Origin of the sequence: Dyadobacter sp. 676 (assembly GCF_040448675.1) — a bacterium.
GTDB lineage: Bacteria > Bacteroidota > Bacteroidia > Cytophagales > Spirosomataceae > Dyadobacter.
On the sequence record NZ_CP159289.1, the window covers coordinates 6,512,258 to 6,538,030 of the forward strand.

Sequence of the window (25,773 nt, forward strand, 5' to 3'; positions counted from 1 at the left end):
AATCTTTTAGTAAAAAACGAAATCAGCAACTTTTCTACCTATTTTTTTACTTCGGCAATCGGCCGTCGGCTTCTGAATTACATAAGCGAGACATTTGGCCGACAGCCGATTGCCTACAGCCTACTTATAAATCTCTTTTCTCGCTGCCTTGAAAGTGTTGGTAAGAAGACCGCAAATGGTCATCAAACCTACGCCCCCGGGAACCGGCGTGATAAAGCTGGCCTTTGGCGCGACGTCGTTGAAATCGACATCGCCTCTGATCGAGAAGCCGCTCTTTTTGGTAGCATCGGCCACCCGGGTAATGCCTACGTCTACAACCACCGCACCTTCCTTCACATAGTCCGCCTTTACAAATTCGGGGCGGCCCAATGCCACGATCAGGATGTCGGCCGACTGGCAGATATCTTTCAGGTTTTGCGTTTTGCTATGGGTTATTGTCACGGTGCAGTTGCCCGGATAGGTGTTGCGCTGCATCAGAATGCTCATCGGCAAGCCCACGATCTGACTGCGGCCGATGACCACGCAATGCTTGCCGCTGGTTTCGATACCGGCACGGATGAGCATTTCGAGTATGCCGAACGGCGTTGCGGAAATGTAAGCGGGCAGCCCCTTGCACATTCTGCCGACATTGATCGGATGGAAGCCGTCCACGTCCTTGGCCGGGTTTATGGCTTCCATTACGGTGTTTTCAGAAATGTGTTTCGGCAACGGGAGTTGCACAATAAAACCGTCCACGTCGGGATCGTTGTTCAGCGACTCCACCGCTTCGAGCAGCCTGGCCTCGGTAATGTCGGCATCGAAGCGCAGCAGGGTGGAAGTAAAGCCGATTTCTTCGCAGCTGCGGATCTTGGATGCCACGTAAGTTTCGCTGGCACCGTCCTGGCCCACGAGTATGGCCGCCAGATGCGGCTTTTTACCGCCACCGGCGATCCATTGTTCCACCTCGGCCTTGATTTCGGATTTTATTTGGGAGGAAATAGCCTTCCCGTCGAGTAGTTGCATTATTGTTCAGGTAGTAAATATTTCTTGATCAGCGTTTGCATTCCGGTTGTGGCCTTTTCCTGAATGAAAACCATGTTGGATTTTAACGTAATGTCGGGTTTGGCGGGGTCTACGATATAAATCCGTTTACCGGGGCGCACATAATGCACAAGCCCCGCGGCCGGGTATACTGCCAGTGAAGTCCCGATAACCAGGAACATATCCGCCTCCTCCGTGACATCGACGGCCACCTCCATCATAGGCACTTCCTCGCCAAACCACACGATGTGGGGCCGCAACTGGCTGCCCAGTTCGCACAGGTCGCCCGTTTTAAGCTCCCACGATTTCATGTCATACACGAGCTTCGGATCTTTCGTGCTCCGCGCCTTGAAGAGCTCCCCGTGCAAATGGATCACTTTCGAAGAGCCCGCGATTTCGTGCAGGTTATCGACGTTTTGCGTCACGATGGTCACATCGAAGTGCTTTTCCAGCTCCGCCAGTGCGTAATGGGCCGCATTAGGCTTCACGCCCGCCGCCTGTTTGCGCCGCTGGTTGTAAAAATCCAGCACCAACTCCTGGTTCCGGACCCAGGCTTCGGGCGTGGCAACATCTTCGATGCGGTAATTATCCCAAAGCCCGTTATTATCACGAAAAGTACTGATCCCGCTCTCAGCACTGATCCCCGCTCCGGAAAGTACAACTAGTTTTTTCATGTTCGTGATAATTTACGGTCCGCCGCTGCGGGGTTCTGGGTGAAATTACTATTTCTTAGCCGCTTTTTTCGCCGCGGGCTTTCTGGTGGTAGTTTTAGGTGCCGCGGCAGCCGCAGGTTTGCGCGCACCGCGTCCGGCGGGCTTGTCCGGCGTCTCGGCCGCCAGTTTCAACACTTGTTCGTACGTCAGCGAGGCTGGCTCGGTGCCTTTCGGGATTTTTACATTCTTCTTGCCGAAAGCAATGTAAGGCCCGTACCGCCCGTTCAGGACCTTTGCTTCGGGGTCTTCCGCGAACTCCTTGATAATCCGGTTGCTATCCTGCAAACGTTTCTCTTCGATGATTTCGATCAACCGGTCCTCGGTGACCGTCATCGGGTCGTCGGTCTTTGCGAGCGAGTAGTATTTGCCGTCGTGCTTCACATAAGGCCCGAATTTGCCGACATTCACAACCATGTCCTTATCCTCGAAGAAGCCCACCTGGCGGGGCAGCTTGAACAGTTCGAATGCTTCCTCCAGAGTAATGGTCTCCATCAGCTGGCCCTTCTGCAAGCTCGCGAAACGAGGCTTTTCATCGTCCTCTACATCGCCGATCTGTACATAAGGCCCGTATTTCCCGATCCGTACCGACACTTTTTTTGCCGGTTGCCGGATCTTCGCCCAGCTCGCGGGAGGTAAGGCTTTTATCGATCGCCTCCTCGCGCGCTTCGGCGACCTTTTTCTGAAACGGCGTATAAAAGTTCTTGATCATCTGCTGCCAACCGAGCTGGCCTTCCGCAATATGGTCGAAATCTTTTTCCACGTTTGCCGTGAACGAATAATCCACGATGTCCTGGAAATGGCTTACAAGGAAGTCGTTTACCACCATTCCGGTGCTGGTAGGGAAGAGCTTGGCCTTTTCCGAACCATATATTTCCTTATTAACCTTGCTTTTGATCTGCCCGCCGGCAAGGGTCAGTTCCTTGAATTCCCTTTCAAAACCCTGGCGGTCTTCTTTTACGATATATTCCCGTTTCAAAATTGTCGAGATCGTAGGCGCGTAGGTTGACGGCCGCCCGATCCCCATTTCTTCGAGTTTCTTTACCAAGCTCGCCTCGGTATAGCGCGGCGGGTTGCGGGTGAACCTTTCGGTCGCCTTCATATCCGCGAGTTTCAATATTTGCCCGATATTCAGCGGGGGCAACATGCCTTTCTGCTCTTCGTCCGCCTCGTCGTCGCTGGATTCCATATAAACTTTCAGAAACCCTTCGAATTTGACTACCTCGCCTTGTGCTACCAGCTCTTCCGAAGTGGTGGAAATGCCGATCGTAGCCGTGGTGCGCTCTAATTGCGCGTCCGACATCTGCGAAGCAATAGCCCGTTTCCAGATCAGCTCATATAGGCGCTGCTCGTTGCGGTCGCTGCTGGCTACCAGCGTCGAAAAATCGGTAGGACGGATCGCTTCGTGCGCCTCCTGCGCGGACTCCGACTTGGTTTTGAAAATGCGACGGTTATAGTAATCCGTTCCATATTCTTTCGTGATCTGCTGCTTTGCGTTATCCAACGCTTCTTCCGAGAGGTTGGTAGAGTCGGTACGCATATAGGAAATCTTACCGGCTTCGTACAGGCGCTGGGCGACGGTCATCGTTTGCGCTACCGAGAAGCTCAGCTTTCGCGATGCTTCCTGTTGTAATGTAGAAGTTGTAAATGGCGGTGCAGGTGTTTTTTTAGCGGGTTTTACTTCGAGGTTACGGATCGAGAACTCGGCCCCGATGCATTTTTCCAGAAACTGGTATGCTTCCTGTTCGGTGGGAAAGTTCCTGGCAAGCTCGGCATTCAGTACCTTTCCGTTTCCGAGGTCGAAATGCGCGGTTACTTTAAAGCTGCTTTTGGCTTTGAAAGCCTCGATCTCCCGTTCGCGCTCTACGATAATGCGTACAGCCACCGATTGTACACGTCCCGCCGAAAGGTTCGATTTGCCGATCCTGATTTTTTTCCAAAGCACCGGGGAAAGTTCGTAACCCACGAGACGGTCGAGAATGCGGCGCGCCTGCTGGGCGTCTACCAGGGCCGTGTCGATGGTCCGCGGTTTGGCGATGGCATTCCGGAGCGCGGTTTTGGTGATTTCACGAAACACGATCCGCTTGGTATTGTCGGGCAGGCCCAGCGCCTCTTTCAAATGCCAGGAAATCGCTTCTCCTTCGCGGTCATCATCGGTTGCGAGCCATACCTCTGCATCTTTCGCCAGTTTTTTGAGCTCTGAAATGACTTTGACTTTATCGGAGGAGATTTCGTAAGAGGGTTGGAAACCATGCTCGACATCAACACCCATATCATGTTCCGGGAGGTCGCGGACATGTCCGAAACTGGATTTCACGGTGAAATCCTGACCGAGGTAACTTTCAATGGTTTTGGCCTTCGCCGGTGACTCTACGATCACCAGATTTTTTGACATAACTTTGGATTTAAGGGACCTGGTAGCACTTTGAACGTCCAAATATAGGGCACAATCGGAGAAAAAATCAAAGCGCAAATAAAAGCCGGGCGAAAAACAAAGCGCATCATAAGGCGTCCCGAAGGGGGTATTTTAATTTATCCCCCCGAATGCACAGCTCGCCAGAACAATTTTTTTTTCGCGGAGGTTATCTAATTATACGGCTAGAATATACTGGTTTTAAATAGTAGCGAAAATCGGCTGAAATGCCTCCGTATATTCGGTAATTTCGTAGTTTCGCGCGTTTATTGACAACAGATGATCCCTTTAACATTGAAAAGATTTTCATCATGAGTATTTATAAGGATTACATTAAAGAGATTGAAGAACGAAAAGCTCAGGGGCTTCATCCGAAGCCAATCGATGGTGCCGAATTGCTGGGCGAAATCATCGCACAAATCAAAGATTCACAAAACGAGCATCGGGAAGATTCTCTTAAATTTTTTATTTACAACACCTTACCAGGGACAACGAGCGCGGCCGGTGTAAAAGCCAGGTTTTTAAAGGAGATCATTCTGGGAGAGTCCGTGGTGGAAGAAATATCACCTGCTTTTGCATTCGAACTACTGTCGCACATGAAAGGCGGCCCCTCCATCGGCGTATTGCTCGATCTGGCCCTGGGCGACGATGCCTCCATTGCCAAACAAGCCGCGGAAGTGCTGAAAACACAGGTTTTCCTTTACGATGCGGACACGGACCGGCTGAAAGAGGCATTCAAAAACGGCAACGAAATTGCGAAGGAAATTCTCGAAAGTTACGCACGGGCGGAATTCTTCACCAAGCTGCCCGAAGTGCCGGAAGAAATTAAGGTAGTTACATATATTGCCGGTGAAGGCGATATTTCGACGGATTTGCTTTCTCCGGGCAATCAGGCCCACTCCCGTTCCGACCGGGAGCTTCACGGTAAATGTATGATTTCCGCTCAGGCACAGCAGGAAATCAGGGCTTTGCAGGCAGAGCATCCCGACAAGAGCGTAATGCTGATTGCGGAGAAAGGCACTATGGGCGTGGGCTCGTCCAGGATGTCGGGTGTGAACAACGTGGCACTCTGGACCGGTAAGCAGGCAAGTCCCTATGTCCCGTTTGTCAATATCGCTCCTATTGTGGGTGGTACCAACGGTATTTCCCCGATTTTCCTTACTACCGTAGACGTTACCGGAGGTATCGGTATAGACCTGAAAAACTGGGTTAAAAAAGCAGATGAAAACGGTAATGTGGTCCGTGATGAAAATGGCGACCCGGTATTGGAGCAAGTGTACTCCGTTGCCACGGGCACCGTTCTGACCATTAATACAAAAACAAAGAAACTATATAACGGCGAACAGGAATTGATCGACATTTCCAAATCGCTCACTCCTCAGAAAAAGGAATTTATCAGGGCCGGCGGATCGTACGCCATCGTATTCGGTAAAAAAATCCAGACGGTAGCGGCGAAAATTCTCGGTATAGAACCTACTCCGGTATTCGCGCCGTCGAAAGAAATTTCCAATGAAGGACAAGGCCTCACGGCGGTAGAAAAAATCTTCAATAGAAATGCCGTCGGTACCACGCCGGGTAAGGTGCTACATGCCGGTTCGGATGTTCGTGTAGAAGTCAATATCGTCGGTTCGCAGGATACGACGGGCTTGATGACGGCGCAGGAGCTGGAATCTATGGCCGCTACGGTTATTTCGCCTATCGTCGACGGCGCCTACCAGTCGGGCTGCCACACGGCATCGGTCTGGGATAAAAAGGCGCAGGCCAACATTCCGAAACTGATGAAGTTTATGAACGATTTCGGATTGATCACAGCCCGCGACCCGAAAGGGGAATATCATTCGATGACCGATGTGATCCACAAGGTGCTGAACGACATTACCGTGGACGAATGGGCGATCATCATCGGCGGCGACTCGCACACGAGGATGTCCAAAGGCGTTGCCTTCGGTGCCGATTCGGGAACCGTCGCGCTTGCGCTGGCTACCGGCGAGGCATCCATGCCGATTCCCGAGTCCGTGAAAGTGACTTTCAAGGGAACTATGAAAGAGCACATGGACTTTCGTGACGTCGTTCATGCCACACAGGCGCAAATGCTTCCAGAAGTTTGGTGGAGAAAATGTGTTCCAGGGCAGGGTGATCGAGGTTCACCTTGGAACGCTGCCTGCCGACCAGGCATTTACTTTTACCGACTGGACTGCCGAAATGAAGGCGAAGGCTTCGATCTGTATTTCGGAAGACGACACGCTGATCCAATCGCTGGAAATTGCGAAAAGCAGAATACAGATCATGATCGACAAGGGAATGGATAACCACAGACAGGTTCTTCAGGGATTGATCAACAAGGCTGATAAGCGGATCGCGGAGATCAAATCAGGTGAGAAACCGGCACTTACCCCCGACGCGAATGCAAAGTATTATGCGGAAGTTGTGATCGATCTCGATGAGATCGTCGAGCCGATGATCGCAGACCCCGACGTCAACAACAAGGACGTTTCGAAGCGTTACACGCACGACACCATCCGGGCAATTTCTTACTATGGCGGGGATAAAAAAGTAGATCTCGGTTTTGTCGGTTCCTGCATGGTTCACAAGGGAGACCTCAAAATCGTTTCCCAGATGCTGCGGAATCTTGAGGAGCAACAAGGCAAGGTCGAGTTCCATGCGCCGCTCGTTGTGGCAGCGCCCACCTATAATATCATCGAGGAACTCAAGAAAGAAGGTGACTGGGATGTATTGCAGAAATATTCCGGTTTCGAATTCGACGATAATGCCCCGAAAGTCGCGGCGCGCACCGAATACGAGAATATGATGTACCTGGAACGCCCCGGCTGTAACCTGTGTATGGGTAACCAGGAAAAAGCAGCCAAAGGGGACACCGTCATGGCAACCTCGACGCGTCTTTTCCAAGGAAGGGTCGTCGAAGATTCGGAACGTAAAAAGGGCGAGTCCCTGCTCGCGTCTACGCCGGTTGTTGTGCTGTCGGCGATCCTCGGCCGGATTCCAAGTATGGACGAATATAAATCAGCGGTGGTGGGCATCGATCTGACCAAGTTCGCACCCCCGGTTAAGCAACTAAGTAGATAGTGTTAATGTTTCAGTTGTTAACGAATGTGAATGTGTAACATAATTTGAGAGATATGGCTTTTGACTTAGATATGATCAAGGGCGTTTATGCCCGCATGGAAGAAAGAGTGGAAGCTGCTCGTAAGGTTGTAGGGCGGCCTTTGACTTTGGCGGAGAAGATTTTATACTCCCACTTGTGGGAAGGGGTTCCCACGCAGCCCTACGAACGTGGCAAGTCATATGTCGATTTCGCTCCCGACCGTGTGGCGATGCAGGACGCGACCGCCCAGATGGCGCTGCTGCAATTTATGCAGGCCGGCCGTCCGAAAGTGGCGGTGCCTTCTACCGTGCATTGCGACCACCTTATCCAGGCCGAAGTAGGCGCTGTGCAGGACTTGAAAAATGCCGTAGATAAAAACAAGGAAGTATACGATTTCCTGTCGTCCGTATCCAATAAATATGGCATCGGTTTCTGGCGCGCCGGGGCTGGTATCATTCACCAGGTTGTGCTGGAAAACTACGCGTTCCCGGGCGGTATGATGATCGGTACCGATTCCCACACGCCCAATGCGGGTGGTTTGGGCATGATCGCGATCGGTGTCGGCGGTGCCGATGCGTCGGATGTCATGTCGGGCCTTGCATGGGAATTGAAAATGCCCAAGCTGATCGGAGTGAAACTGACCGGTAAAATGAGCGGATGGACCGCGCCAAAGGACGTGATCCTCTGGGTTGCGGGCCAGCTTACGGTAAAAGGCGGTACGGGATATGTGGTCGAATACTTCGGCGAAGGCGCCGAGCATATTTCCGCAACCGGTAAAGCTACTATTTGTAATATGGGTGCCGAAATCGGCGCTACGACTTCGATTTTCGCGTACGACGAAAAGAGCGCGGCGTATCTGAGAGGCACCGACCGTGCCGATGTGGCGGACGCTGCCGATGCGATCAAACGGCATTTGCGTTCCGACGACGAAGTTTACGCCGATCCGGCCGCTTATTACGATCAGTTGATCGAGCTCGATCTGTCTACTCTCGAACCCCATATCAATGGCCCGTTCACGCCGGATTTGGCGTGGCCTTTGTCGAAATTCGCGACGGCTGTGAAAGAAAACGGATGGCCCGAAGTGTTGTCGGTGGGTCTTATCGGCTCTTGTACCAACTCTTCCTACGAGGACGTCAGCCGTGCGGCATCGCTGGCGCAGCAGGCGGTCGACAAAAAACTGAAAGTTACCTCCGAATACACCATCACGCCGGGTTCCGAGCTGGTACGTTACACCGTCGAGCGCGATGGTTTTCTGGATACCTTCTCTAAAATCGGCGGCGTCGTGCTCGCGAATGCCTGCGGGCCGTGTATCGGGCAGTGGGCGCGCCACGGTGCGGAGAAAGGAGAGAAAAACTCGATCATTACCTCGTTCAACCGTAACTTTTCGAAACGTGCCGATGGTAACCCCAATACGCATTCCTTCGTCGCTTCTCCGGAAATCGTAACGGCAATGGCTATCGCCGGACGCCTTACTTTCGATCCGCGCGTCGACAAGCTGGTAAATGCCGATGGTGAAGAAGTATTGCTCGATGAACCGAGCGGCCTCGAGTTGCCGACCAAAGGTTTCGCGGTGGAAGATGCCGGTTATCAGGCACCTGCCGAGGACGGAAGTACAGTTCAGGTGATCATCAGCCCGACTTCCGACCGCCTTCAACTTCTTGAACCATTCCCCGAATGGGAAGGGACAGACCTGAAGGGTTTGAAGCTGCTAATCAAAGCAAAGGGCAAGTGTACAACCGACCACATTTCGATGGCCGGCCCGTGGTTGAAATACCGTGGACACCTCGACAATATCTCGAACAACATGCTGATCGGTGCGGTTAACTTCTTCAACGAGAAAACCAACACCATCAAAAACCAGCTGACCAACCAATACGCCGAGGTCCCCGCCGTTCAACGCGACTACAAAGCACATGGAATCGGTACTATCGTCGTAGGCGACGAAAACTATGGAGAAGGCTCCTCACGCGAGCATGCTGCAATGGAGCCCCGCTTCCTGGGCGTGCGTGCGATCCTGACGAAATCGTTCGCCCGTATCCACGAAACCAACCTGAAAAAGCAAGGTATGCTCGCGCTGACGTTCGCCAACACGGCAGATTACGACAAGATTCAGGAAGACGACACGATCGATATCCTTGGCCTGGAAACATTTACGGAAGGACAACCTCTGACGGTCGTGCTGCACCATAACGACGGCACCACCGAGGAATTCCCTGTAAACCATACTTACAATGCACAGCAGATCGAATGGTTCAAAGCGGGTTCCGCATTGAACATCATCCGCAAGTCGGTTGGCGCCGCGTAACTGGCATAGTATCCCAAAATGCAAAAATGGCTCCTGATTATCGGGAGCCATTTTTGTTGATGAGAATGTCCTGTTTATAACAAACTGCTCGTTCGTTGCCCCGAAGGGTCCCGCCGGCACTTTTGTGAATGGCCAATCGCATTAGCGATGTAATATCGGTAGCAAATGAATGCATCGCTATTTGAAAATGCCGTTAGGCATGTGACAGCAACATTTGCGAAAACAGACCTAACCGCTATCTCAAATACCTGGAAACCTCGATCGCTGGCGGCTATATGACTGGTAGAGGAAGATAAACATCCCGGTCATGATCGACACGTCGGCCATGTTGAATATGCCTGTTTGAAAAAATCCGAAATTAATGTGCATAAAGTCGGTCACCGAGCCGTGAACGAGGCGGTCGTAAATATTGCCGATACCGCCACCGATAGCAAAACTCAACGCCAGCGCGCTCAGCCAGGTAAGGTTCTTTTTGGTTAGTAAATAGATAACTCCCAAAATCAGCGCGATGAGCGGGATAACCGACAGCACGAAAATCTTTAAAGTGTCCGGTAGTGAGCTGCCTATGCTCAGGAATGCGCCCGTATTTTCGACATACGTAATGGTTACATAGTCCTTAATGACCTCGATCGTTTGATAAAACCCCACATTTTTCCTGACCACGCTTTTTGATATCTGGTCGCACCCGATATTAGCCATCAGGACGACGACGATCGCGATATTCCTGACAAAGCGGTTGGATTGAAATTTCATTATTTGGAAAGCGCTTTAATCGGTGTCAGTTTAACATCCCTGAACTCAACTTCCGAGCCTTCCGACTGCAATGCGATCTGCCCTTTCGAGGCCGTTGCGTCATAGCCGTAGTTAACCAGCACGCCGTTGAGCCATACCTTAATTGAATTCTTAACACATTCGATGACCATCGAATTCCATTCGCCTAAAGGCTTTTCCGTGCCGTCGGTCAGGTTTGGAATGCGGCGGAGCTTGTCGCCATTTACACCCCATTTTTCTTTCGGGCCACGGCGCTTTTCCATGTCCGGAACCGTAATGTCTTCCTGAATGCACCAGAAATCTCCCGCGTTCTGATGCATAAGTTGTATTTCAATGGATTTGGGGAACATATCGTACAAATCCCGGGGCGTGGAAACGAATACGAGCGCTCCGCAATTGCCCGGTTTGCCGGCGAAGCGATATTGGAACGCGAACCGGAAATTTTCGTACTGCGCATCGGTGATCAAATGCCCGCCGGGCGTTCCGAGGCTGACCAGCAGGCCGTTGCGCACGAGAAACGGATTGACGGCATTCGGGTTTTTGTCCATTTCCGGTACGTCTATGTGCCAGCCTTTCAAGTCTTTGCCGTTGAAAAGTGCTTTCGTCTGGCAATGTGCCTCCGGCAGGTTAATAGCCAAGGCGAGGGCAAGGGGCAGGAAGAGTTTCTTCATGGACGTTCGATATTATTTTAAGGTTTAATGGGATTTGAAACGGAAAAATTAAGCAATAATCGGCTTAGTAACGGTATGGTGGCTGCAAATGTTGGGTTATTGGGCTAATTGGACACGTTGCCGTTTTCAAAATAATTGTCTAGCCCATGAAAGAGTGGCCGCATTGCTCGCGACGCCGATGCTATGTACATACGCGCTGGCGCAGACGATCCATTACGATGTCTCGTTTCCCCATATCGTCCATCACGAAGTGCGAATCGCATTAAGCGTTCCGGATCTGTCACGAAAGGAGTTGTTGTTCGGAATGTCGCGCTCATCTCCGGGCAGGTATGCGACGCACGAGTACGGGAAGAATGTCCATGATGTGGCGGCCTTTCGAATACAGCCACCGCGACGAATCAGAGACGGCAATGCTGGAACTGACCGGGAAGCCGCGTTTGCACGTGGTCACATACGAGGAGGCCGGGAACCCGTTACCGACGAAATGACGGCGTTTCGAAAGGCCTGGCTGAGAAGTAAATGGAAGTAAGAAAAAATCGGTTGCCCGTCCCCAGGCAACCGATTTTTGCATTTAGCGTGTGAGCAATATCTTTTTGGTTTCTACCGAATCCGGCTTCTTCACTTGCAGCAGGTAAATGCCCGCCGGTGCATTGTCGAGGGTAATGCGTTCCTCATGCGCACCCTTGCCTTCGACGCTCCGCGTATGCCAGATTTTGCCCTGAACGTCCGTCACGCGGATGGTTGCCGCTTCGCCGGTTTTCAAATGGAAGCTGGCTTTAAATTCGCCGGCGGCGGGATTCGGGTAGGCTTGCAGCAGAGGCGAATCGGATTGTGTCTGGATAAATTCAGGTGCGGCCAGTCGCGCAGTGTTTTGGCTGCTTGCGACACAAAGCTTATCCTGACGTATCGCGGCCCCGGGCAGTCCCTGGATGCGGATCCAGTTATTGCCAGTGGCCAGCGTCACGTAGAATGTCTCTTCCCGCCAGGCGATATTCCAGCTATAAGTAGGAGGAAGCTGCAACGCCGGAATAGCGACAGTCCCGTTCACCGACACGCTCACCTGCGCATTCTGCTCGGCATAATAGCGCAGGGTCACGGGATATTGGCCGGCTGCGGGTACATTCGGTATGTAATAGTCGACATAATAATCATAATTGTTCTGGGCACCCTTGGTTTGCCCGTTCGATGCGTTCGGATCACTGCTGGTGGGGCCGTTACCGGCCGACCATTCGGCTTCCTGGCATACACTGAACCCTCCCGATGGCTCACATCCGCTAACGGTTATGTCGAGTGTTTTAACAATTGGCGCGCAGCCGTTCTTGGATGCCGTTAAAGTATAAGTAAAGGTACCGTTGACGTCCGGTGTACTGAGAGTGGTGCTGGCAAATGTAGAAGTATGGCCTTGCCCGCTCCACAAATAGGATACCGACCGGCAATCGAAGCCGGAACAAACAGCGGATGCAAAAACAGATTCATTACAAGCGGGAGTGAAATTCGAGGCATATACATCCACATTGAAATCACACGATGGCGGGTTTCCTGTTCCGCCAGGTCCTGAAACGCAGATTCTGTCCTGTCGTATCACACCGTACCCAAACCCGCTCCATATACGGATTTTATTGCTGCCTTCTTTAAGGTCAAAGGTAAAGACCCGGTCGGCCCAGACGACATTCCACGAGCCGGATTCAGCCACACCGGTCAATGGAATAATCATGTCCCCGTTCACACTAATAGTTATGGCCGATGGCTGCGGGGAATAATAACGCAGGGTTACCTGGTGAGGTCCTGTCGCTTTAACGCCGTTGACTTCATATTCGACATAATAACTTGGACCATTCTGAGTACCGCGCGTTTTGCCATTCGAGGCATTGGGATCGTCGGTTATTTCCCCGTCACTATTTGAATTTTCTGCTTCCACACAAGTGCTGAACGGTTCAGTGGGACCGGAGTCGCACGTGACTGCGACGGTCGTTCCGGCGGATCTGTTTTTACAGCCGTCTTTGTTTGCAAAAAGGAAATAGTTGTATGTTCCGCTTACCGGGGGGCGCAGGCACGGTAATGGATTGGCCTGACACGTTCAGTCCTCCTCCGCCCCATGAGTACCTTACGCCGTCGCAGTCCGGGCCGGTGCATTGCGCACTGAGCGTAATGGGTTCGGAACATTGCGGCGTAGCATTGGATACCGAGGCAGATACATTATAGTCGCAACCCGGCGTGATTACCACCTCCACGGTTACAGATCCGGTCTTATTGGAGCATCCTGACTTCGTCGCAAAAAGATCGTAGGTATAAGTGCCCGGGACTGAGGGGGTTTTCAAACCAATGATGTTGCCATAGCGTAAGATACCATTTCCTGTCCATGTAAAAGTAACTTCGTCACAATTGGCTCCGGAACAATTAGCAAAGAAAGCCATGTCGTCTCCAAGCTCATAGCGGGCGGCTGTGGAAGGCGCGATTTCAAATTCGCACACGGGGTCGCTGGGCCCGTTTTCCGTCCAGCAAACCTTGTCCTGTCTGACGTTGTATCCCGGAAGCTCTTTAATTCGGATCCGGTTGTTGCCCGCCGGGAGATCCACTTCGAATGTGTGTTCCTTCCACGCGATATTCCAGGAATAGGAAGCCGGAAGGACGATCTGTGTGGACGTACCGGCATTTATGGAAACATTCACCGGGGAGTCTTGCTCGGCATTGTACCGGAGGGTGATCAAATACTTCCCGGCAGTCGGAACGTCGGTTTGGTATTCGACAAAGTAGTCCCACGTGTTTTGAGCACCCCGGGCCTCGCCATTGGAAGCATTCGGGTCCCCCGAAACGGGAGCGTCGCTGTTGGCATTTTCGGCCTCGAGACAGATTGTAAAAGGTTCGGCAACCGCAGCAACTTTTGATGCAGTACCGGCGTCGCCGTCAGCAGGTGCGGTGGCGTAAACGCCGAGCGCCGAGAGTAAAAGACAAATAACGAGCGTACAAGTTTTCATAGCATACGGGAAAAGGTGGATGAATGGACCTTCCAACGGATCATTGGAAAAGACAATGCAAACTTGGATTGTCTACATTTTCCTAGACACCACCGCCGTGTAAACCGTGGCGACATGCGTAAAAATTTATTGATTATCAGCGAAATCTAGCGCTGCTTCTCCGAGAGATACTTCCAATACCGCCTGGGTACATGTCTGACATGCAACCGCGTATTTTTTCGCGCGGAGATGTTGGTCGTTTTAAAGTAATCCTGCCACAGAAGCGTATAAAGCTCTTCCTTTGGATCAAGCAGCCCTGCCGGCAGCGCATTTACGACCGATAGCTGCGGTGCGGCACCGAGTTCGATCTCCTCCGTTTTTTCCAGGTCGTAATACAAGCCGTATTTTCTTTTCAAATCATAAATTATCCACCGCTGATCGGCATAACGGTTCTCGAAATGCTCCGAGACTAGAGGAAGTACGTCGAAATCGGGCTCGATATGGGCATAGTAAATGCCGTCGCCGGTTTTCTGAAAGCGGACGAACGCTTCCATCCGGTGTTTTTCGCGGTGGACCTGCCGGGCGGTTTGTGAAATGGCCAGCACATCGGGATGGGCATAGTTTTCGGAAGCGCCGGCAGGCCGATCGATCACGTAACGGGCGAAATTGAGGAGATGTTGGAATGCCTCCGGGCGTTCCGAAAGATACGCCTGGTAAAACCGCAGTTGCCATTCCTTACCCAGTTTGGCACAAAGCCCCTTCCACACGCGCTCGCCCTTTTCACGGTCGGAAACGACGTGAAATCCGGCATCGAAAACGTCCGGTACGTAATGAGCCTGCCCGACTAGCTTTATGATCTTCGATTTCCGGGTGTAGCATTCGAACACGGCCGTCAGAAGCCCTTCCAGCGAACCGTCGAAAATGTACAGTTCCATCAGAAAAGCGACAATTGATTATCCGGGTTGGATTGATACTTGCTTTTGCCTTCCGAAAGGATCAGGTTTTTGATATGCCCGGCCTCGTACTCTTTCAGTTGCATTGGGCTGTCGGCGTACCTTATGAAATGGCGGGCCTTACGGAAAGCGATGCCCAGTTTGCGCAAATGGTTTTCGTGGAGTCGGTTGAACCTGCGTGCCTGAACAATTTTTAATGCCGATCCCACGCCAATGCCCGGTACGCGCAGGATCATGTGATAGTCGGCGGTATTGATATCTACCGGAAACCGGTCGAGGTTCCGCAATGCCCAGCCAAGTTTCGGATCGACGTCGATTTCGAGGTTAGGGTGCAGGTCGTCGAGGATTTCCTGCACTTTGAAACCATAGAACCGCATCAACCAGTCGGCTTGGTAGAGCCTGTTTTCGCGGATCAGCGGAGGCTGCGAGCCGATTACTGGCAATCGCGAATCGTAGCTGATAGGAATGTAGCCGGAATAGTAAACGCGTTTGAGCGAAAAGTTCCGGTAAAACGCGTTGGCCGTGTATAAAATCTCCTTGTCCGACTCGGTTGTTGCGCCGACAACAATCTGGGTACTTTGTCCCGCAGGTACGAATTTTGGCACGCTTTTGATCAGCGCCTTTTCGCTCTCGAACTGCGTAATGTTGTTTTGGATGTATTTTAAAGGCTTCTCGACCTCCGAATGCGACTTCTCGGGCGCCAGAAGTTTCAGGCCACGCTCGGTCGGCATTTCGAGGTTAATGCTCATGCGGTCGGCGTACATGCCCGCTTCGCGAAGCAACTCGTCGCTTGCGCCGGGAATTGTTTTCAGATGGATATACCCATTGAAACGTTCGTCTTGCCGTAGCTTTTTTACAATGCGGACCAGTCTTTCCATCGTGTAATCGGCATTTTTGAAAATCCCCGAACTCAGGAACAATCCTTCGATATAGTTCCTCCGGTAAAAATTCATCGTCAGTTCCACTACCTCTTCCACGGTGAAAGCCGCCCGCCTAATATCGTTGCTCCGCCGGGAAACACAGAACGCGCAATCGTAAATGCAATGATTGGTCAACAGGATTTTCAGCAGCGACACACATCTGCCGTCCTCGGTGTAGGTATGGCAGATGCCCGCTCCTTCCGCGTCCCCAATTCCCTTGTTCTCATTTTTCCGGTTGCTGCCGCTCGATGCGCACGACACATCGTATTTTGCGGCATCGGCCAGAATCCCCAACTTCTCCCGGATCCGCTCGTACATACCCTGAATTTACAATAAGTTAATTTTGCCTAAAATATCGAACGGTGTAAACCAGTTATTAGGAGGTTGCACAGAATGTATATTTGTGCATGAAAATATCAAACTATTGATACTTGTACAATCTTTCGAGGCAGAATGTTTGTGAGTCGTTTGCGTAAAATTTCCCTTTGTTTGCTGATAGTTGCCGGATCTGTCAGATTTTCAGCCTATTGCCAATCCAACGAGCCCAAAGTAACCCGTTACAACGGAAAAGTGAGCCAGCAGTTCGTTATGAACCGCGACACGCCGATTATCGACCACGCCACCGGTCGGCGTATCAGCTACGAAGCATACGACAACATGCTGAAACGAAACCCGGGCCAATATAAAACCCAGCCGATCTTCGATAAATATGGTAAGGCGTCGTCTTTCGAGGTCATTAAAAAAAGCCAGTTGTACGTTCAGCCCGACGGCTCCGTGATGAACAATCCCGATCTGATGCCCGAAATAGGGGAACCTATTGCGCCATTTGTGATGCGCGGGCTGGACGGAAAAGTGTATGATTCGGAAAAATTGAGGGGAAAATACATTCTGCTCGGATTTTGGGTGCGCTACGAAAAGCCATTGTACACGCTCGCGAGTACGAAAGTCATTTCCAACTTTATCGACGAAAACAAACGGAAAGGCATCGAGATCGTATCCCTCGGCACCACACTGAATACTGAAGAAGAATGCCTGGAAGCGATTCCGAAACGGAACTGCGGTTTCATCCCCGTTCCGGAATCGTATGGTTTCAACCATCGGTACAAGATCAGCGAAACGCCGTACTTTATCCTGGTCGACCGAAAAGGCATTATCCGGGCAATGGCCCCGCATACCGAGTTCTCGAAGATCAGCGAACTCGTGCTGCGGTAATCAGCCCAGCGCGCCGCTGATGCGGTTGTAGAGGCGCTCGGGATGCCATATTCGTCCCGGACCGAGGATCATTCGGCGCGAAGTCCTGTATATGTGATACCCCATTTCCCGAAGATGTTCCAAGCCCGCCGTATTATCCATCGGCAGGATCGCCACCGGCCGCGTTACTGCGCGGAGCTGCATCAATGCGAAGCCCGCGGCATCGGTAGCCGCGACAATGGGACCGTCGCTCCACGTGGGCAGGTAAACACCTTCCGGGGCTCCTTTTGAATCGAGATAGACGAATGCGTCGGCGAGGAATTCGGCCATTACGCCGCGTCTGTCCTCGCCGGAAACCATGCGGTCGATGCCATAGGCGGCCTCACGAAAATTTTCGGTAAACGGCTGAATATGTGGCGAATAAGGCGATCCGGAAGCGATATTTTCCCTTTTTAAATGCGCATATTGCCCTTCTACGCGAAAACCCTGCTTCAAATACACCGGATACCCAAATTCCGTGGCGTCGAGGTAAATGGTCGGATAACGGCTTCGATCGACGCTCTCGATCAAATGCCGGGTAATGGCGGTGCCCAGGCCTTTGTTGCGGTGTGCCCCGTGCGTAATGATGCACGCCAACCAGGCCGTATCGGCATGAAAAATGGAAGTACCCACGGCAACGGGCTCGCCATTTTCCACGATTTTGATCGGCTTGCAATAGTCGGATTTTAAAAAGTAACTGAACCGCGGGCGGATATCGCCCCAGCCCTCGGGTTCGAGGGCGGGGAGGTAGGCGATGTCGTCTTCCGTAAATTCCTGGCAAATCATGGCGGGATTGTTTAATTCGCACTAAAATGTCAAAAATCCGCTTCAAGCTGTCGGAAATGATCGATTTTTCTTTGCCAGTCGATCCAGGAATAATAGAATAGGATGAAAAATGAAAGGATTAAGCCGCTCAGAATAATGTATTTGTGCTGCGTAAAGATAATTTGATAAGCCAGGAAAAATAACAGGGCTCCTGCATAAACGACCGACGATAGCATCGAAAACATAGCCAATACCTTCAGCGAATGCGTCTGTTTGGCCAGCGCCTCCCTGACGTTCCCGCTTACCGCCGGATTTTGTATATGGAAGTATCCCAATGCATTATTTAAGATGTAAAGGGCAATGCTGATCGCGAGCAGGATATTGACCGCTAACGGTTTTCGGGCCCCGTCGAAGCCATCGTAAAAAAGAAAGAGGAGCGCGGTCAGGGCCGCTATCTCGATCATGAACTTGACGCGCAATTTGCGAAGCGAAGGATGGTTACGGGCGCGCGTCATCATGGCCAGCTCTTTTTCGGAAAGCGGTTCGTGGCCGGCCTGGTGCCAATCCGATTTTAAATCATCGATATTCATCGGTTTTTTGCGGTTAAAAGTGTTTTGAGTTTCTCCTTGATGCGGTTGAGCTTCACCCCGACGTAATTTTCGGATATGCCTGTTATTAGGGCGATTTCAGCGTAGGAGTAGTCTTCGAGGTAGAGTGAAATAAGCGCCCGTTCCGGTTCGCTCAGCGTTCGCAATGCGCGGAAGAGCCATTCTTCGCGTTCCGGCGCTGCCTCAGTCGCATCGGGAAGGTCGGGTGGATGTTCGAAGAGCGAGATGGCAGGCTTCTGTTTCCGGTAGGATGCCATGGCGGTGTTCAGCGCAATGCGGTAAATCCACGTCGTAATTTTGGATTCGTGCCGAAACTCCGGGAATGCGCGCCAGAGCTGGTATACGATTTCCTGAAAAAGGTCCTGTTGATCCTCGGGCGTATTCCGGTACATCCTGGTCACCTTAAAGATGATCCGCTGATGCGTACTAATTGTTTCAAGAAAAATTTTCTCCATAAAAATCAGTCTTTCCCAATAGGTTGCGGAGATCGGGAAAAACTTACAGGCGTCGCAATTTTTTTGGATTAATGCGACTCTGCAACATCGGGCGCCTTGCATGTTTGGGCTATTTCATCGCCAAATTTACGAAAAAACATAGCTTTTGTTTTTCCTTCAAAATGCTCAAAGTTAAGTAAATAGCCTTCAACCTTACTAACCGGAACAATCGCCTTCGGGGTATTAGGTAATCTTGTCATGCTTATAGCGTGTGAAACAGTTCAACTTTGACTATTTAGACGCCACTTTTCACGAAAAGTAACGTTATTTACCAAAGTTTTTTTCAAAAGAACCGGACATGAATATCATTACAGCAGACCAGCTCAAAACCATTCTGGAAAATGAGGACCCCATCGTGATCGACGCACGTGGAGGGACCGACGCATTGGAACGTTATAACCGGGCGCATCTCGAAAATGCCCAGTTTGTTGACCTCGAAACGGACCTGTCGGAGAAGTCGGCCGATCCGTCCGTCGGCGGGCGGCATCCGCTGCCGAAACCCGAGGATTTCGGACGTTTTTTAGGGGTCCTAGGCATTAGCCCATCCTCGACGGTGGTGGTTTACGACGATAAGAAAGGCGCCAATGCGGCTGCACGTTTCTGGTGGATGCTGAAAGCTGCCGGTCATGAAAAAGTATATGTAGTAAGCGGCGGGCTCGATGCGATCGTCGAAGCGGGAATCGACTTGACCCAAAAAACGGCTTCGCTGCACGCCCTGGAAGAATATCCTATCAAAGGATGGCAAATGCCGACGGTAGATGCCGACGACGTGGCGCTTGCCGCAGCCGATCCGGACTCGATGGTGATCGACGTGCGCGAGCATTACCGGTACCTGGGCGAAAGCGAGCCGATCGATCTCGTAGCGGGGCATATCCCGGGGGCGGTCAACATCCCTTACAATTCCAATCTGCGGGAAAACGGCGAGTTTATGTCCCCCGCGGACCTCGCTGCGAAATACAAGGAGGCCTTCGCCAGCAGGGACCCGCGAAAAGTCGTTGTACATTGCGGCTCGGGTGTTACCGCCTGCCACACATTGTTGGCACTGGCCGAAGCCGGCTTGCACGGGGCGAGCCTTTACGTGGGCTCCTGGAGCGAGTGGTCGCGGACGGGACGGCCTGTCGCAACGGGAGAAGAATAGCGGCTATCGAGGCCCGGGCACGTGCTCGGGCCCCGGTTCTTTTATCGGATGGATTGCAGGTACTGGTACAGCGACGAAAGCTCCGTTTGCGTATACTGAGCAGTCATTTTCCAGGGCATGTCCTCGTTCCTGAGCACGTGTCCTTCGGGTGTTTTACCCGTAGTAAGCGTTGCGATGAATTGCTCCTTGCTCCATTTTCCGACGTGCCCGGTGGAAGTAATGTCGGGAACGGGAGGGAAGCCGGGCGCAAGCGGCTCGCCGCCTTTGAAGTTCTCGCGGTGGCAGCCCGAGCATGAAACGGCCAGGTATTTGCCCTGCCCGACGCCTTCCGCCGAATCGGCACGGGCGATCATCGGCCGGTTATGGTCAATTTTTTCAACCGATAAAAGGGGCATTTTACCAAGATAGCTCATCACGACAGCCACCGGCCCGAGGTCATTAGCGGGAAGCACGTTAGCTACTTCGGGAATCCGGCTGCAATAGGCGATCAATGCGGCCATATCCTGTTGCGACAGCAAGGTCGTTTCGTGCGACGGCATGAAAAGAAGCGGCCGGCCCCCGCGGCCGACGCCGTGCCGGAGTGCGGCTATCCAGTCGGAAACGTCATAATTCGCCGGCAAGCCCCCTTTTCCTTTGGTAAGGTTGGAGGCTACAAGCCGCCCGATGGCCCCGTCTTCATTCATGACCCGTCCTTCCAGATTGTTCCCATGGCAATCCTGACAGCCCTTGATTGCCACCAGATGCTTCCCGCGGGCAATGGACGCACTGTCTTTCGGAATTGTGAGGGTTTCCTTTTCAAAAACGTAGGGTTTGCTCATCCGGCTCTTCATCGAGAACGACATGTAAGCATAAGTACAGGTAGCGATAAAGGCAACGCCGGCAAGGGTGATACCGGTCCATTTGAAGATTTTTTTGATCATGGCTTGCTATTTTTTTGCAAAAGTGCCATAGCATCCGCCGCATTCACCTACGCAAAACGGATAAAAATCTACGACGAACGGATTTTGTCGATTAATTGGGCCGTTCACTCATTCAGCAGCACCTGGGCGCTTCCCGAGGGTGTATTTTCGTATGTGATCAACCATTTTTACAAGTTATGGCCGCCACAATTATCCATTCCGCCGACATCCTCGATTTCCAACCGGTACCGCATCCGCAATCGGTCGATCCCAACGCCAGCGTTCCGAACCCCGGCGGGCTCGTGACCCGCTATCACCCGGAAGTAGGCAATATGAAGTTCCGGAGCCTGCTTTTCCCGAACATGCATGTGATGAACCTGCATTGGCGGTCGCAGAAAGACGTGATCCTCTACGATAGCTCTTCGGTAGATACCATTAATATCAATTTCCATCTCGCCGGCAGGCTCGATACTACTTTTCTGGGCCTCTCGCGTGACTTGAATATGACAGCGGGCAGGCATAACCTGGTTTTTTCACCGGAAGGCGGAGACATCAACCGGGTGGCGGCTAACGAGTCGCTCGAAATGTTCCATCTCAGTCTCGACAAAACCTTTTTCTCCGGCTTGCTGGGCTGCGACGACCGTTGGAGTGAGCGTGTACAGGAAAATTTGATGCACGACAGGCCTTTTTCGGGCATTGCCGGTACCGTCGAGATCACCCCGCGCATGCAGGGCCTGATCAGGGATGTAAAGCAAACGTGCGAAGCCGGAGCCGTGCGTAATCTGATGATCCAGTCGAAAATACTGGAACTGCTGGCGTTGCAGATCGAACAGTTTCGCGGCCCGCAGCGACCACAGGCAGTGGCCATCCCGGCCGCCGACAAGGAGAAACTTCACCAACTGAAATGCTTTCTGGATAAGCATTTCCTGGACGAATATTCGCTTTCCGAACTTTCGCGGATCTGTCTGCTGAATGAATTCAAGGTGAAAAAAGGCTTCAAGGAGCTGTTCGGAACCACTGTTTTCGGGTACCTGCGTAAATTGCGGATGGATTATGCCGAACGGTTGCTTCTCGATTCATCCCGTTCGGTGGAGGAGGTTTCGGATCTGCTGGGCTACGAGCACGCCCAGCATTTTTCAATCGCCTTCAAGAAGTACAGGGGGATCAATCCATCGTCCGTCCGAACAAGGAGAATGCTGGCCTGATATATGAAAATTACGATGGGAAAGTATTTAACAGCGATCAGTTTATTGATAGTGAGCGCCTGTGCATTGGCAATGGCAAGCGGGTGGCGAATTGCCGACGGCTGCGTTATCCGTTTCGACGGCAAATATGCCCATGGTACCTTCACCGGACTGACCGGACAAATAAGGTTCGATCCCGAACATCCCGAAGAAGCGCATTTCGATGTATCGCTGGATGTAGCCTCCATCGATACGGGGATAGCGTTGAAAAACAAGCACGCGAAAAGCGATAAGTGGTTCGATGTGGAAAAATATCCTCGCATCAACTTCTTGTCGAAGTCAATAAGCCGTACGGATACCGGGTTCGTGGTCTGCGGCGAACTCGAATTAAAGGGGATCAAGAAAAACCTGGCCATTCCGTTTGCGTTCACATCCGCCGGCAAGCAATATGTTTTCTGCGGGAAATTCAAGGTAAACCGGGGCGATTTCGGTATCGGAAAAGTGAATGGAAAGGAGTCAGATTCAACAGCCGTAGAAGTATCGGTGCCCGTCCTGGCGCTCGAATAGGATTACCTGTCCCCGAGCGCTTCGAGTTGCCTCAGCAACTCCTGAAGTTCCTGCTCGGCTGCTCTAAGCGATTGCATTTCACCGCTTTCCACAACATTTTGTGCCGGATCGTCGAAGTTCTTAATTTCTTCCATCACTTCGGGATTTTCGCGGTTTTCCGGCGCATAGGCGATGTACTCTTCGAGATTAGTCCGTTCAAACTCTATCTGTTGCCTTTTCGCCAGGATTTTATCTTCCAATTGCCGCCTTTTTTCCAGATAGCCCATCTTCGTTTAGCTTTTCTTTCTTACCTTACAATAACTGGTCCAGATATTTTGAACATCCGAAGAGGGGTAATTCCTCCGGCGGCACTACTTTGCCAATCTTTTGAAGGAACTCAATCAATCTCGTATCGATAACTCAAACAGGTTTATGGATTATGCAAATGCTTCGTCCGATTATCTGAGCGCCAATCCCAGCTGGCATATCGAAGATTCGCCCTGGAAGGCAACTCAGATTATCAAGATGCTGAAAAAGAACAATCTACGTCCCAAATCCATTGTCGAAATCGGTTGTGGAGCCGGCGAAATCCTGAACCAGCTGCATGAGCGCTGGGAGGACAAGACAGTACAGCTCTACGGGTATGACATCTCGCCGGATGCTTATGAATTCTGCAAGGCACGGGAGCGGGCCCGCCTGAAATTTTTTAATGAGGATCTTTTGCAGACAAACGAAAAGTTCGATCTCATGCTGATGATCGACGTGTTCGAGCATGTGGAAGACTATTTCGGCTTCATTCGCAAAAGCGCCCGCCATGCCGAATATAAAATTTACCACATTCCGCTGGATTTCTCGGCATTGGCCGCATTTACCGGGCATCTGATGAAGCTGCGAAAATCCGTCGGACATATTCACCATTTCACGCGGGAAATGGCGCTCAACACCTTGAAGGACTGTGGCCTCGAAGTACTCGATTGGTTTTACACCCTTTCGGAGCTCGAACTGAATTATGGAAAGCACAATTTCAATGGGAGGATTGTCAATTCGGTGCGGAAGGTGCTGTACACGGTGAAACCCGAACTCGCGGTGAAGGCCGTCGGCGGATTTTCATTACTGGTTCTGGCAAAGTAAACCACGTCCCGAAGCTATTTCATGTTCAGTGCCCTTTTCAAAAAGCCACCGAGAAAACTGGCGGCGAAGGTCAGAACGATGGAGCCGTAAAGACTGAAATTTTCAAGTTCCTGCCTGGCTTGATCGCCGGGCGGGGACGTTAGAAGAAAGTACCCGGCCAGCATGAGCGCGGATTGCATAACCGCCAGCAGCCAGCCCTTGTAAGGTTCGGCAAAACCAATGGAAATGGCGGCGAATACCGCCACCAGATAGGGGAGATGGATACTTTCGGCATCCTTGATCACGTAAACCAGCAATGCGCCGGTCAGCACGATCATCAGCATATTAATGGCAAGTCGCTTGTCAAAAAACGCTTCCTTCGCCGCTACCGACCGGGTAGGAGCTGTTTCCAGCAACTCGCGCAATGTACGTTCATGGTCCATATCCTGCTTCGCCTCCGTTTCGCGTCCCAACTGTACGAAAGCCATTGCGCGCCAGTGGTATGGTTCGGCGCTTTGTTCTTCCGAAATGCTCACGGCCTTGTTGAAGGCCGCTAGCGCATCGTCCAGCCGGCCTTGTTCGAGGTATATTTTGCCGGATTCAACATGCAACGCAGAAACCTGATCGTCGTAGCTCAGGCCTGTCCGAATGTCCTGTAATGCTTCCCCAGGCTCTCCCAGCGCTTTCCGGCACAAGCCACGGTAGAGATAGGCAATGCACGATTTGGGTTTTTGCCTGATTCTGGCATTAAAATATTCGTACGCCTTCTCAATTTCACCGTCGTTATATAAGGTAATGCCTTCCCCGAGGGAGGCTGCCTCTTTCTCACTGGATGTGCGGAGATCGGCATAGTTGCGGAGGTAGAAAACATAGCCGAAAAAGGCGATTACGACAAGAAATTCCATACTATTTGCAAATCAGCTGGTATGAAGCCAAAATTCGGCACCGCCGTCTGCAAATCAAAAGGGAATCGTGTGTTTTAAAGAATAAATGCGTTGCCGCTACGCACCGCTCATATTAGAATAACCATATTGGGCTCGCTTGCATTCTCAGGGTTCGAAGCCGAATACGCCAGGGCAATGCGTTTACCGGTATTTTCGGCGAGTTCAAGCAATTGGAAAATTTTTTCCTCTCCTTCGATTCGTAATGCCTGGTATAAAATGTTCCCGTAGTTGAACTCGTTGGAACCGAGTCCGTTTTTCAGGGCCGCCAGCTGATACCGGTCGAATATTTCCTTTCCTGACATGAAGTGCAACATTGTTATGGATATTGCAGATGAAAATTTGCCGGAAAGATGCGCAAATCGGTATTAAAGTTGCATGGGGTTACCTCAAATGTTCGGGAAGCGGAATATTTATGCTGGTTTCATCGGCCACGGGAATGCCGCGTTCGGTCCGCAAGGGAATAAGCCCCGACCAGATCGGCAGTTCAAGGTCCTCCGCTTCGTCCTTCGGCATTCCGCTGCGCATCTTCGCGGATGCTTCGTCGAACGCGAATGCCAGCGCGGTCGTCTTCCTTACCTCGCTGTCCGTCATCGGGCGCAGGTAGTCCCAACTGTCAGGGACGATTTTGTTGGTAAGCCATTCGAAAGCAGCCCTTTTTGTCCCGGCGTCTTCAATTTTCTCGGCTTTGGAAAAAATAACCACCGAGCGATAATTGACCGAGTGGCTGAATGCCGATTTCGCCACCACGAGCGCATCGGTCAGCATTACGGAAATGCAAACCGGAATGCCCTTTTCGATTTCCCTGATAAAATGGCTGCCTACCGAGCCATGGATGTAAATTTTATCTTCGTAGCGGACAAAGGCCGTTGGAATGGAAAACGGCCGGTTGTCCACAGCATAGCTAATAGTGCAAAACAGTGCCTCGTCCAGGATGGAACAGATTGTTTCATGTTCATAATAAGTGCGTTTAGGCAGGCGGCTCGGGACCAGGTAGGGCGATGGCGTGCTCATGTTCTTTTGTTTTTCTTCAAAATT

25 protein-coding genes and 2 pseudogenes are annotated in these 25,773 nt (G+C 51.6%); 9 read left to right on the forward strand and 18 right to left on the reverse strand.

Annotated elements, in window-relative coordinates; genetic code table 11:
• Positions 1–120 precede the first annotated feature (120 nt).
• The 3 genes and pseudogenes from ABV298_RS28615 to topA all read right to left on the reverse strand — a co-directional run bounded on the left by ABV298_RS28615 (position 121) and on the right by topA (position 4,125).
• The gene (locus ABV298_RS28615; protein ID WP_353719547.1) at positions 121–1,002 is read right to left on the reverse strand and encodes a tetrahydrofolate dehydrogenase/cyclohydrolase catalytic domain-containing protein; all 882 of its coding nucleotides are present in this window, start codon (positions 1,000–1,002) and stop codon (positions 121–123) included.
• Complete coding sequence (locus tag ABV298_RS28620) at positions 1,002–1,694, reverse strand: NAD-dependent deacylase (RefSeq protein WP_353719548.1); 693 nt, start codon at positions 1,692–1,694, stop codon at positions 1,002–1,004. Before ABV298_RS28620 ends, ABV298_RS28615 begins: the two co-directional genes overlap by 1 nt.
• 48 nt (positions 1,695–1,742) lie before the next feature.
• Positions 1,743–4,125: pseudogene (topA, locus tag ABV298_RS28625) on the reverse strand (type I DNA topoisomerase).
• Between the two features lie 329 nt (positions 4,126–4,454).
• Between topA and ABV298_RS28630 the strand changes: the two are divergent.
• From ABV298_RS28630 to ABV298_RS28640, 3 genes and pseudogenes are all read left to right on the forward strand, one after another.
• Positions 4,455–6,173: pseudogene (locus tag ABV298_RS28630) on the forward strand (aconitase family protein); the annotation flags it as partial.
• A gap of 43 nt (positions 6,174–6,216) precedes the next feature.
• On the forward strand, positions 6,217–7,227 hold the full coding sequence (locus ABV298_RS28635) for an aconitase family protein (protein ID WP_353719549.1): 1,011 nt from the start codon (positions 6,217–6,219) through the stop codon (positions 7,225–7,227).
• A gap of 53 nt (positions 7,228–7,280) precedes the next feature.
• Positions 7,281–9,551, forward strand: coding sequence for an aconitate hydratase (locus tag ABV298_RS28640; RefSeq protein ID WP_353719550.1), 2,271 nt, complete (start codon positions 7,281–7,283; stop codon positions 9,549–9,551).
• Between the two features lie 240 nt (positions 9,552–9,791).
• On the opposite strand, the gene lspA is transcribed toward ABV298_RS28640, so the two are convergent.
• Positions 9,792–10,304, reverse strand: coding sequence for a signal peptidase II (gene lspA, locus ABV298_RS28645; protein WP_353719551.1), 513 nt, complete (start codon positions 10,302–10,304; stop codon positions 9,792–9,794).
• A complete protein-coding gene (locus tag ABV298_RS28650; RefSeq protein ID WP_353719552.1) occupies positions 10,304–10,993 on the reverse strand; it encodes a DUF1080 domain-containing protein in 690 nt (229 codons plus the stop codon). Before ABV298_RS28650 ends, lspA begins: the two co-directional genes overlap by 1 nt.
• 154 nt (positions 10,994–11,147) lie before the next feature.
• Here ABV298_RS28650 and ABV298_RS28655 point away from each other — a divergent pair, with 154 nt between their 5' ends.
• Positions 11,148–11,522 (forward strand): hypothetical protein, encoded by a 375-nt coding sequence (locus tag ABV298_RS28655; protein WP_353719553.1) that lies wholly within the window; start codon positions 11,148–11,150, stop codon positions 11,520–11,522.
• 42 nt (positions 11,523–11,564) lie between these two features.
• Here the strand turns inward: ABV298_RS28655 and ABV298_RS28660 are convergent, their stop codons facing one another.
• The 4 genes from ABV298_RS28660 to ABV298_RS28675 form a co-directional block, all read right to left on the reverse strand.
• Positions 11,565–12,911, reverse strand: a complete 1,347-nt coding sequence (locus tag ABV298_RS28660; RefSeq protein WP_353719554.1) for a T9SS type A sorting domain-containing protein — start codon at positions 12,909–12,911, stop codon at positions 11,565–11,567.
• Between the two features lie 70 nt (positions 12,912–12,981).
• Entirely contained in the window at positions 12,982–13,968 is a 987-nt protein-coding gene (locus ABV298_RS28665; protein ID WP_353719555.1) for a hypothetical protein, read from the reverse strand.
• A 146-nt stretch (positions 13,969–14,114) separates the two neighbouring features.
• A complete protein-coding gene (locus ABV298_RS28670; RefSeq protein ID WP_353719556.1) occupies positions 14,115–14,882 on the reverse strand; it encodes a TIGR03915 family putative DNA repair protein in 768 nt (255 codons plus the stop codon).
• Positions 14,882–16,138: a putative DNA modification/repair radical SAM protein gene (locus ABV298_RS28675; protein ID WP_353719557.1), complete on the reverse strand. Its 1,257-nt coding sequence runs from the start codon at positions 16,136–16,138 to the stop codon at positions 14,882–14,884. Before ABV298_RS28675 ends, ABV298_RS28670 begins: the two co-directional genes overlap by 1 nt.
• A 171-nt stretch (positions 16,139–16,309) precedes the next feature.
• Here ABV298_RS28675 and ABV298_RS28680 point away from each other — a divergent pair, with 171 nt between their 5' ends.
• A complete protein-coding gene (locus ABV298_RS28680; RefSeq protein WP_353719558.1) occupies positions 16,310–17,032 on the forward strand; it encodes a thioredoxin-like domain-containing protein in 723 nt (240 codons plus the stop codon).
• Here the strand turns inward: ABV298_RS28680 and ABV298_RS28685 are convergent, their stop codons facing one another.
• The 4 genes from ABV298_RS28685 to ABV298_RS28700 form a co-directional block, all read right to left on the reverse strand.
• On the reverse strand, positions 17,033–17,836 hold the full coding sequence (locus ABV298_RS28685; RefSeq protein WP_353719559.1) for a GNAT family N-acetyltransferase: 804 nt from the start codon (positions 17,834–17,836) through the stop codon (positions 17,033–17,035).
• Between the two features lie 29 nt (positions 17,837–17,865).
• Positions 17,866–18,405 (reverse strand): hypothetical protein, encoded by a 540-nt coding sequence (locus ABV298_RS28690; protein WP_353719560.1) that lies wholly within the window; start codon positions 18,403–18,405, stop codon positions 17,866–17,868.
• Complete coding sequence (locus ABV298_RS28695; protein WP_353719561.1) at positions 18,402–18,878, reverse strand: sigma-70 family RNA polymerase sigma factor; 477 nt, start codon at positions 18,876–18,878, stop codon at positions 18,402–18,404. The genes ABV298_RS28690 and ABV298_RS28695 overlap by 4 nt, the downstream gene beginning before the upstream one ends.
• Before the next feature lie 68 nt (positions 18,879–18,946).
• Positions 18,947–19,117: a DUF6883 domain-containing protein gene (locus ABV298_RS28700; RefSeq protein WP_353719562.1), complete on the reverse strand. Its 171-nt coding sequence runs from the start codon at positions 19,115–19,117 to the stop codon at positions 18,947–18,949.
• A gap of 98 nt (positions 19,118–19,215) precedes the next feature.
• On the opposite strand from ABV298_RS28700, the gene ABV298_RS28705 reads away from it, so the two are divergent.
• Complete coding sequence (locus ABV298_RS28705; RefSeq protein ID WP_353719563.1) at positions 19,216–20,055, forward strand: sulfurtransferase; 840 nt, start codon at positions 19,216–19,218, stop codon at positions 20,053–20,055.
• A 41-nt stretch (positions 20,056–20,096) separates the two neighbouring features.
• On the opposite strand, the gene ABV298_RS28710 is transcribed toward ABV298_RS28705, so the two are convergent.
• Positions 20,097–20,975, reverse strand: a complete 879-nt coding sequence (locus ABV298_RS28710) for a cytochrome c (protein ID WP_353719564.1) — start codon at positions 20,973–20,975, stop codon at positions 20,097–20,099.
• 176 nt (positions 20,976–21,151) lie between these two features.
• Here ABV298_RS28710 and ABV298_RS28715 point away from each other — a divergent pair, with 176 nt between their 5' ends.
• Complete coding sequence (locus tag ABV298_RS28715; RefSeq protein WP_353719565.1) at positions 21,152–22,159, forward strand: AraC family transcriptional regulator; 1,008 nt, start codon at positions 21,152–21,154, stop codon at positions 22,157–22,159.
• A 15-nt stretch (positions 22,160–22,174) separates the two neighbouring features.
• Positions 22,175–22,705 carry a YceI family protein gene (locus tag ABV298_RS28720; protein WP_353719566.1) on the forward strand — a complete coding sequence of 177 codons (531 nt, stop codon included), beginning with the start codon at positions 22,175–22,177 and terminating at the stop codon, positions 22,703–22,705.
• Between the two features lie 2 nt (positions 22,706–22,707).
• Here ABV298_RS28720 and ABV298_RS28725 read toward each other — a convergent pair whose 3' ends face one another.
• Positions 22,708–22,971, reverse strand: a complete 264-nt coding sequence (locus ABV298_RS28725; RefSeq protein ID WP_353719567.1) for a hypothetical protein — start codon at positions 22,969–22,971, stop codon at positions 22,708–22,710.
• A 145-nt stretch (positions 22,972–23,116) separates the two neighbouring features.
• Here ABV298_RS28725 and ABV298_RS28730 point away from each other — a divergent pair, with 145 nt between their 5' ends.
• Positions 23,117–23,815: a class I SAM-dependent methyltransferase gene (locus tag ABV298_RS28730; protein ID WP_353719568.1), complete on the forward strand. Its 699-nt coding sequence runs from the start codon at positions 23,117–23,119 to the stop codon at positions 23,813–23,815.
• Between the two features lie 14 nt (positions 23,816–23,829).
• On the opposite strand, the gene ABV298_RS28735 is transcribed toward ABV298_RS28730, so the two are convergent.
• From ABV298_RS28735 to ABV298_RS28745, 3 genes are all read right to left on the reverse strand, one after another.
• The gene (locus tag ABV298_RS28735) at positions 23,830–24,699 is read right to left on the reverse strand and encodes a tetratricopeptide repeat protein (RefSeq protein ID WP_353719569.1); all 870 of its coding nucleotides are present in this window, start codon (positions 24,697–24,699) and stop codon (positions 23,830–23,832) included.
• A gap of 107 nt (positions 24,700–24,806) precedes the next feature.
• The gene (locus tag ABV298_RS28740; RefSeq protein WP_353719570.1) at positions 24,807–25,040 is read right to left on the reverse strand and encodes a hypothetical protein; all 234 of its coding nucleotides are present in this window, start codon (positions 25,038–25,040) and stop codon (positions 24,807–24,809) included.
• 79 nt (positions 25,041–25,119) lie between these two features.
• Positions 25,120–25,749, reverse strand: coding sequence for a pyridoxamine 5'-phosphate oxidase family protein (locus tag ABV298_RS28745; RefSeq protein WP_353719571.1), 630 nt, complete (start codon positions 25,747–25,749; stop codon positions 25,120–25,122).
• Positions 25,750–25,773: the final 24 nt, after the last annotated feature.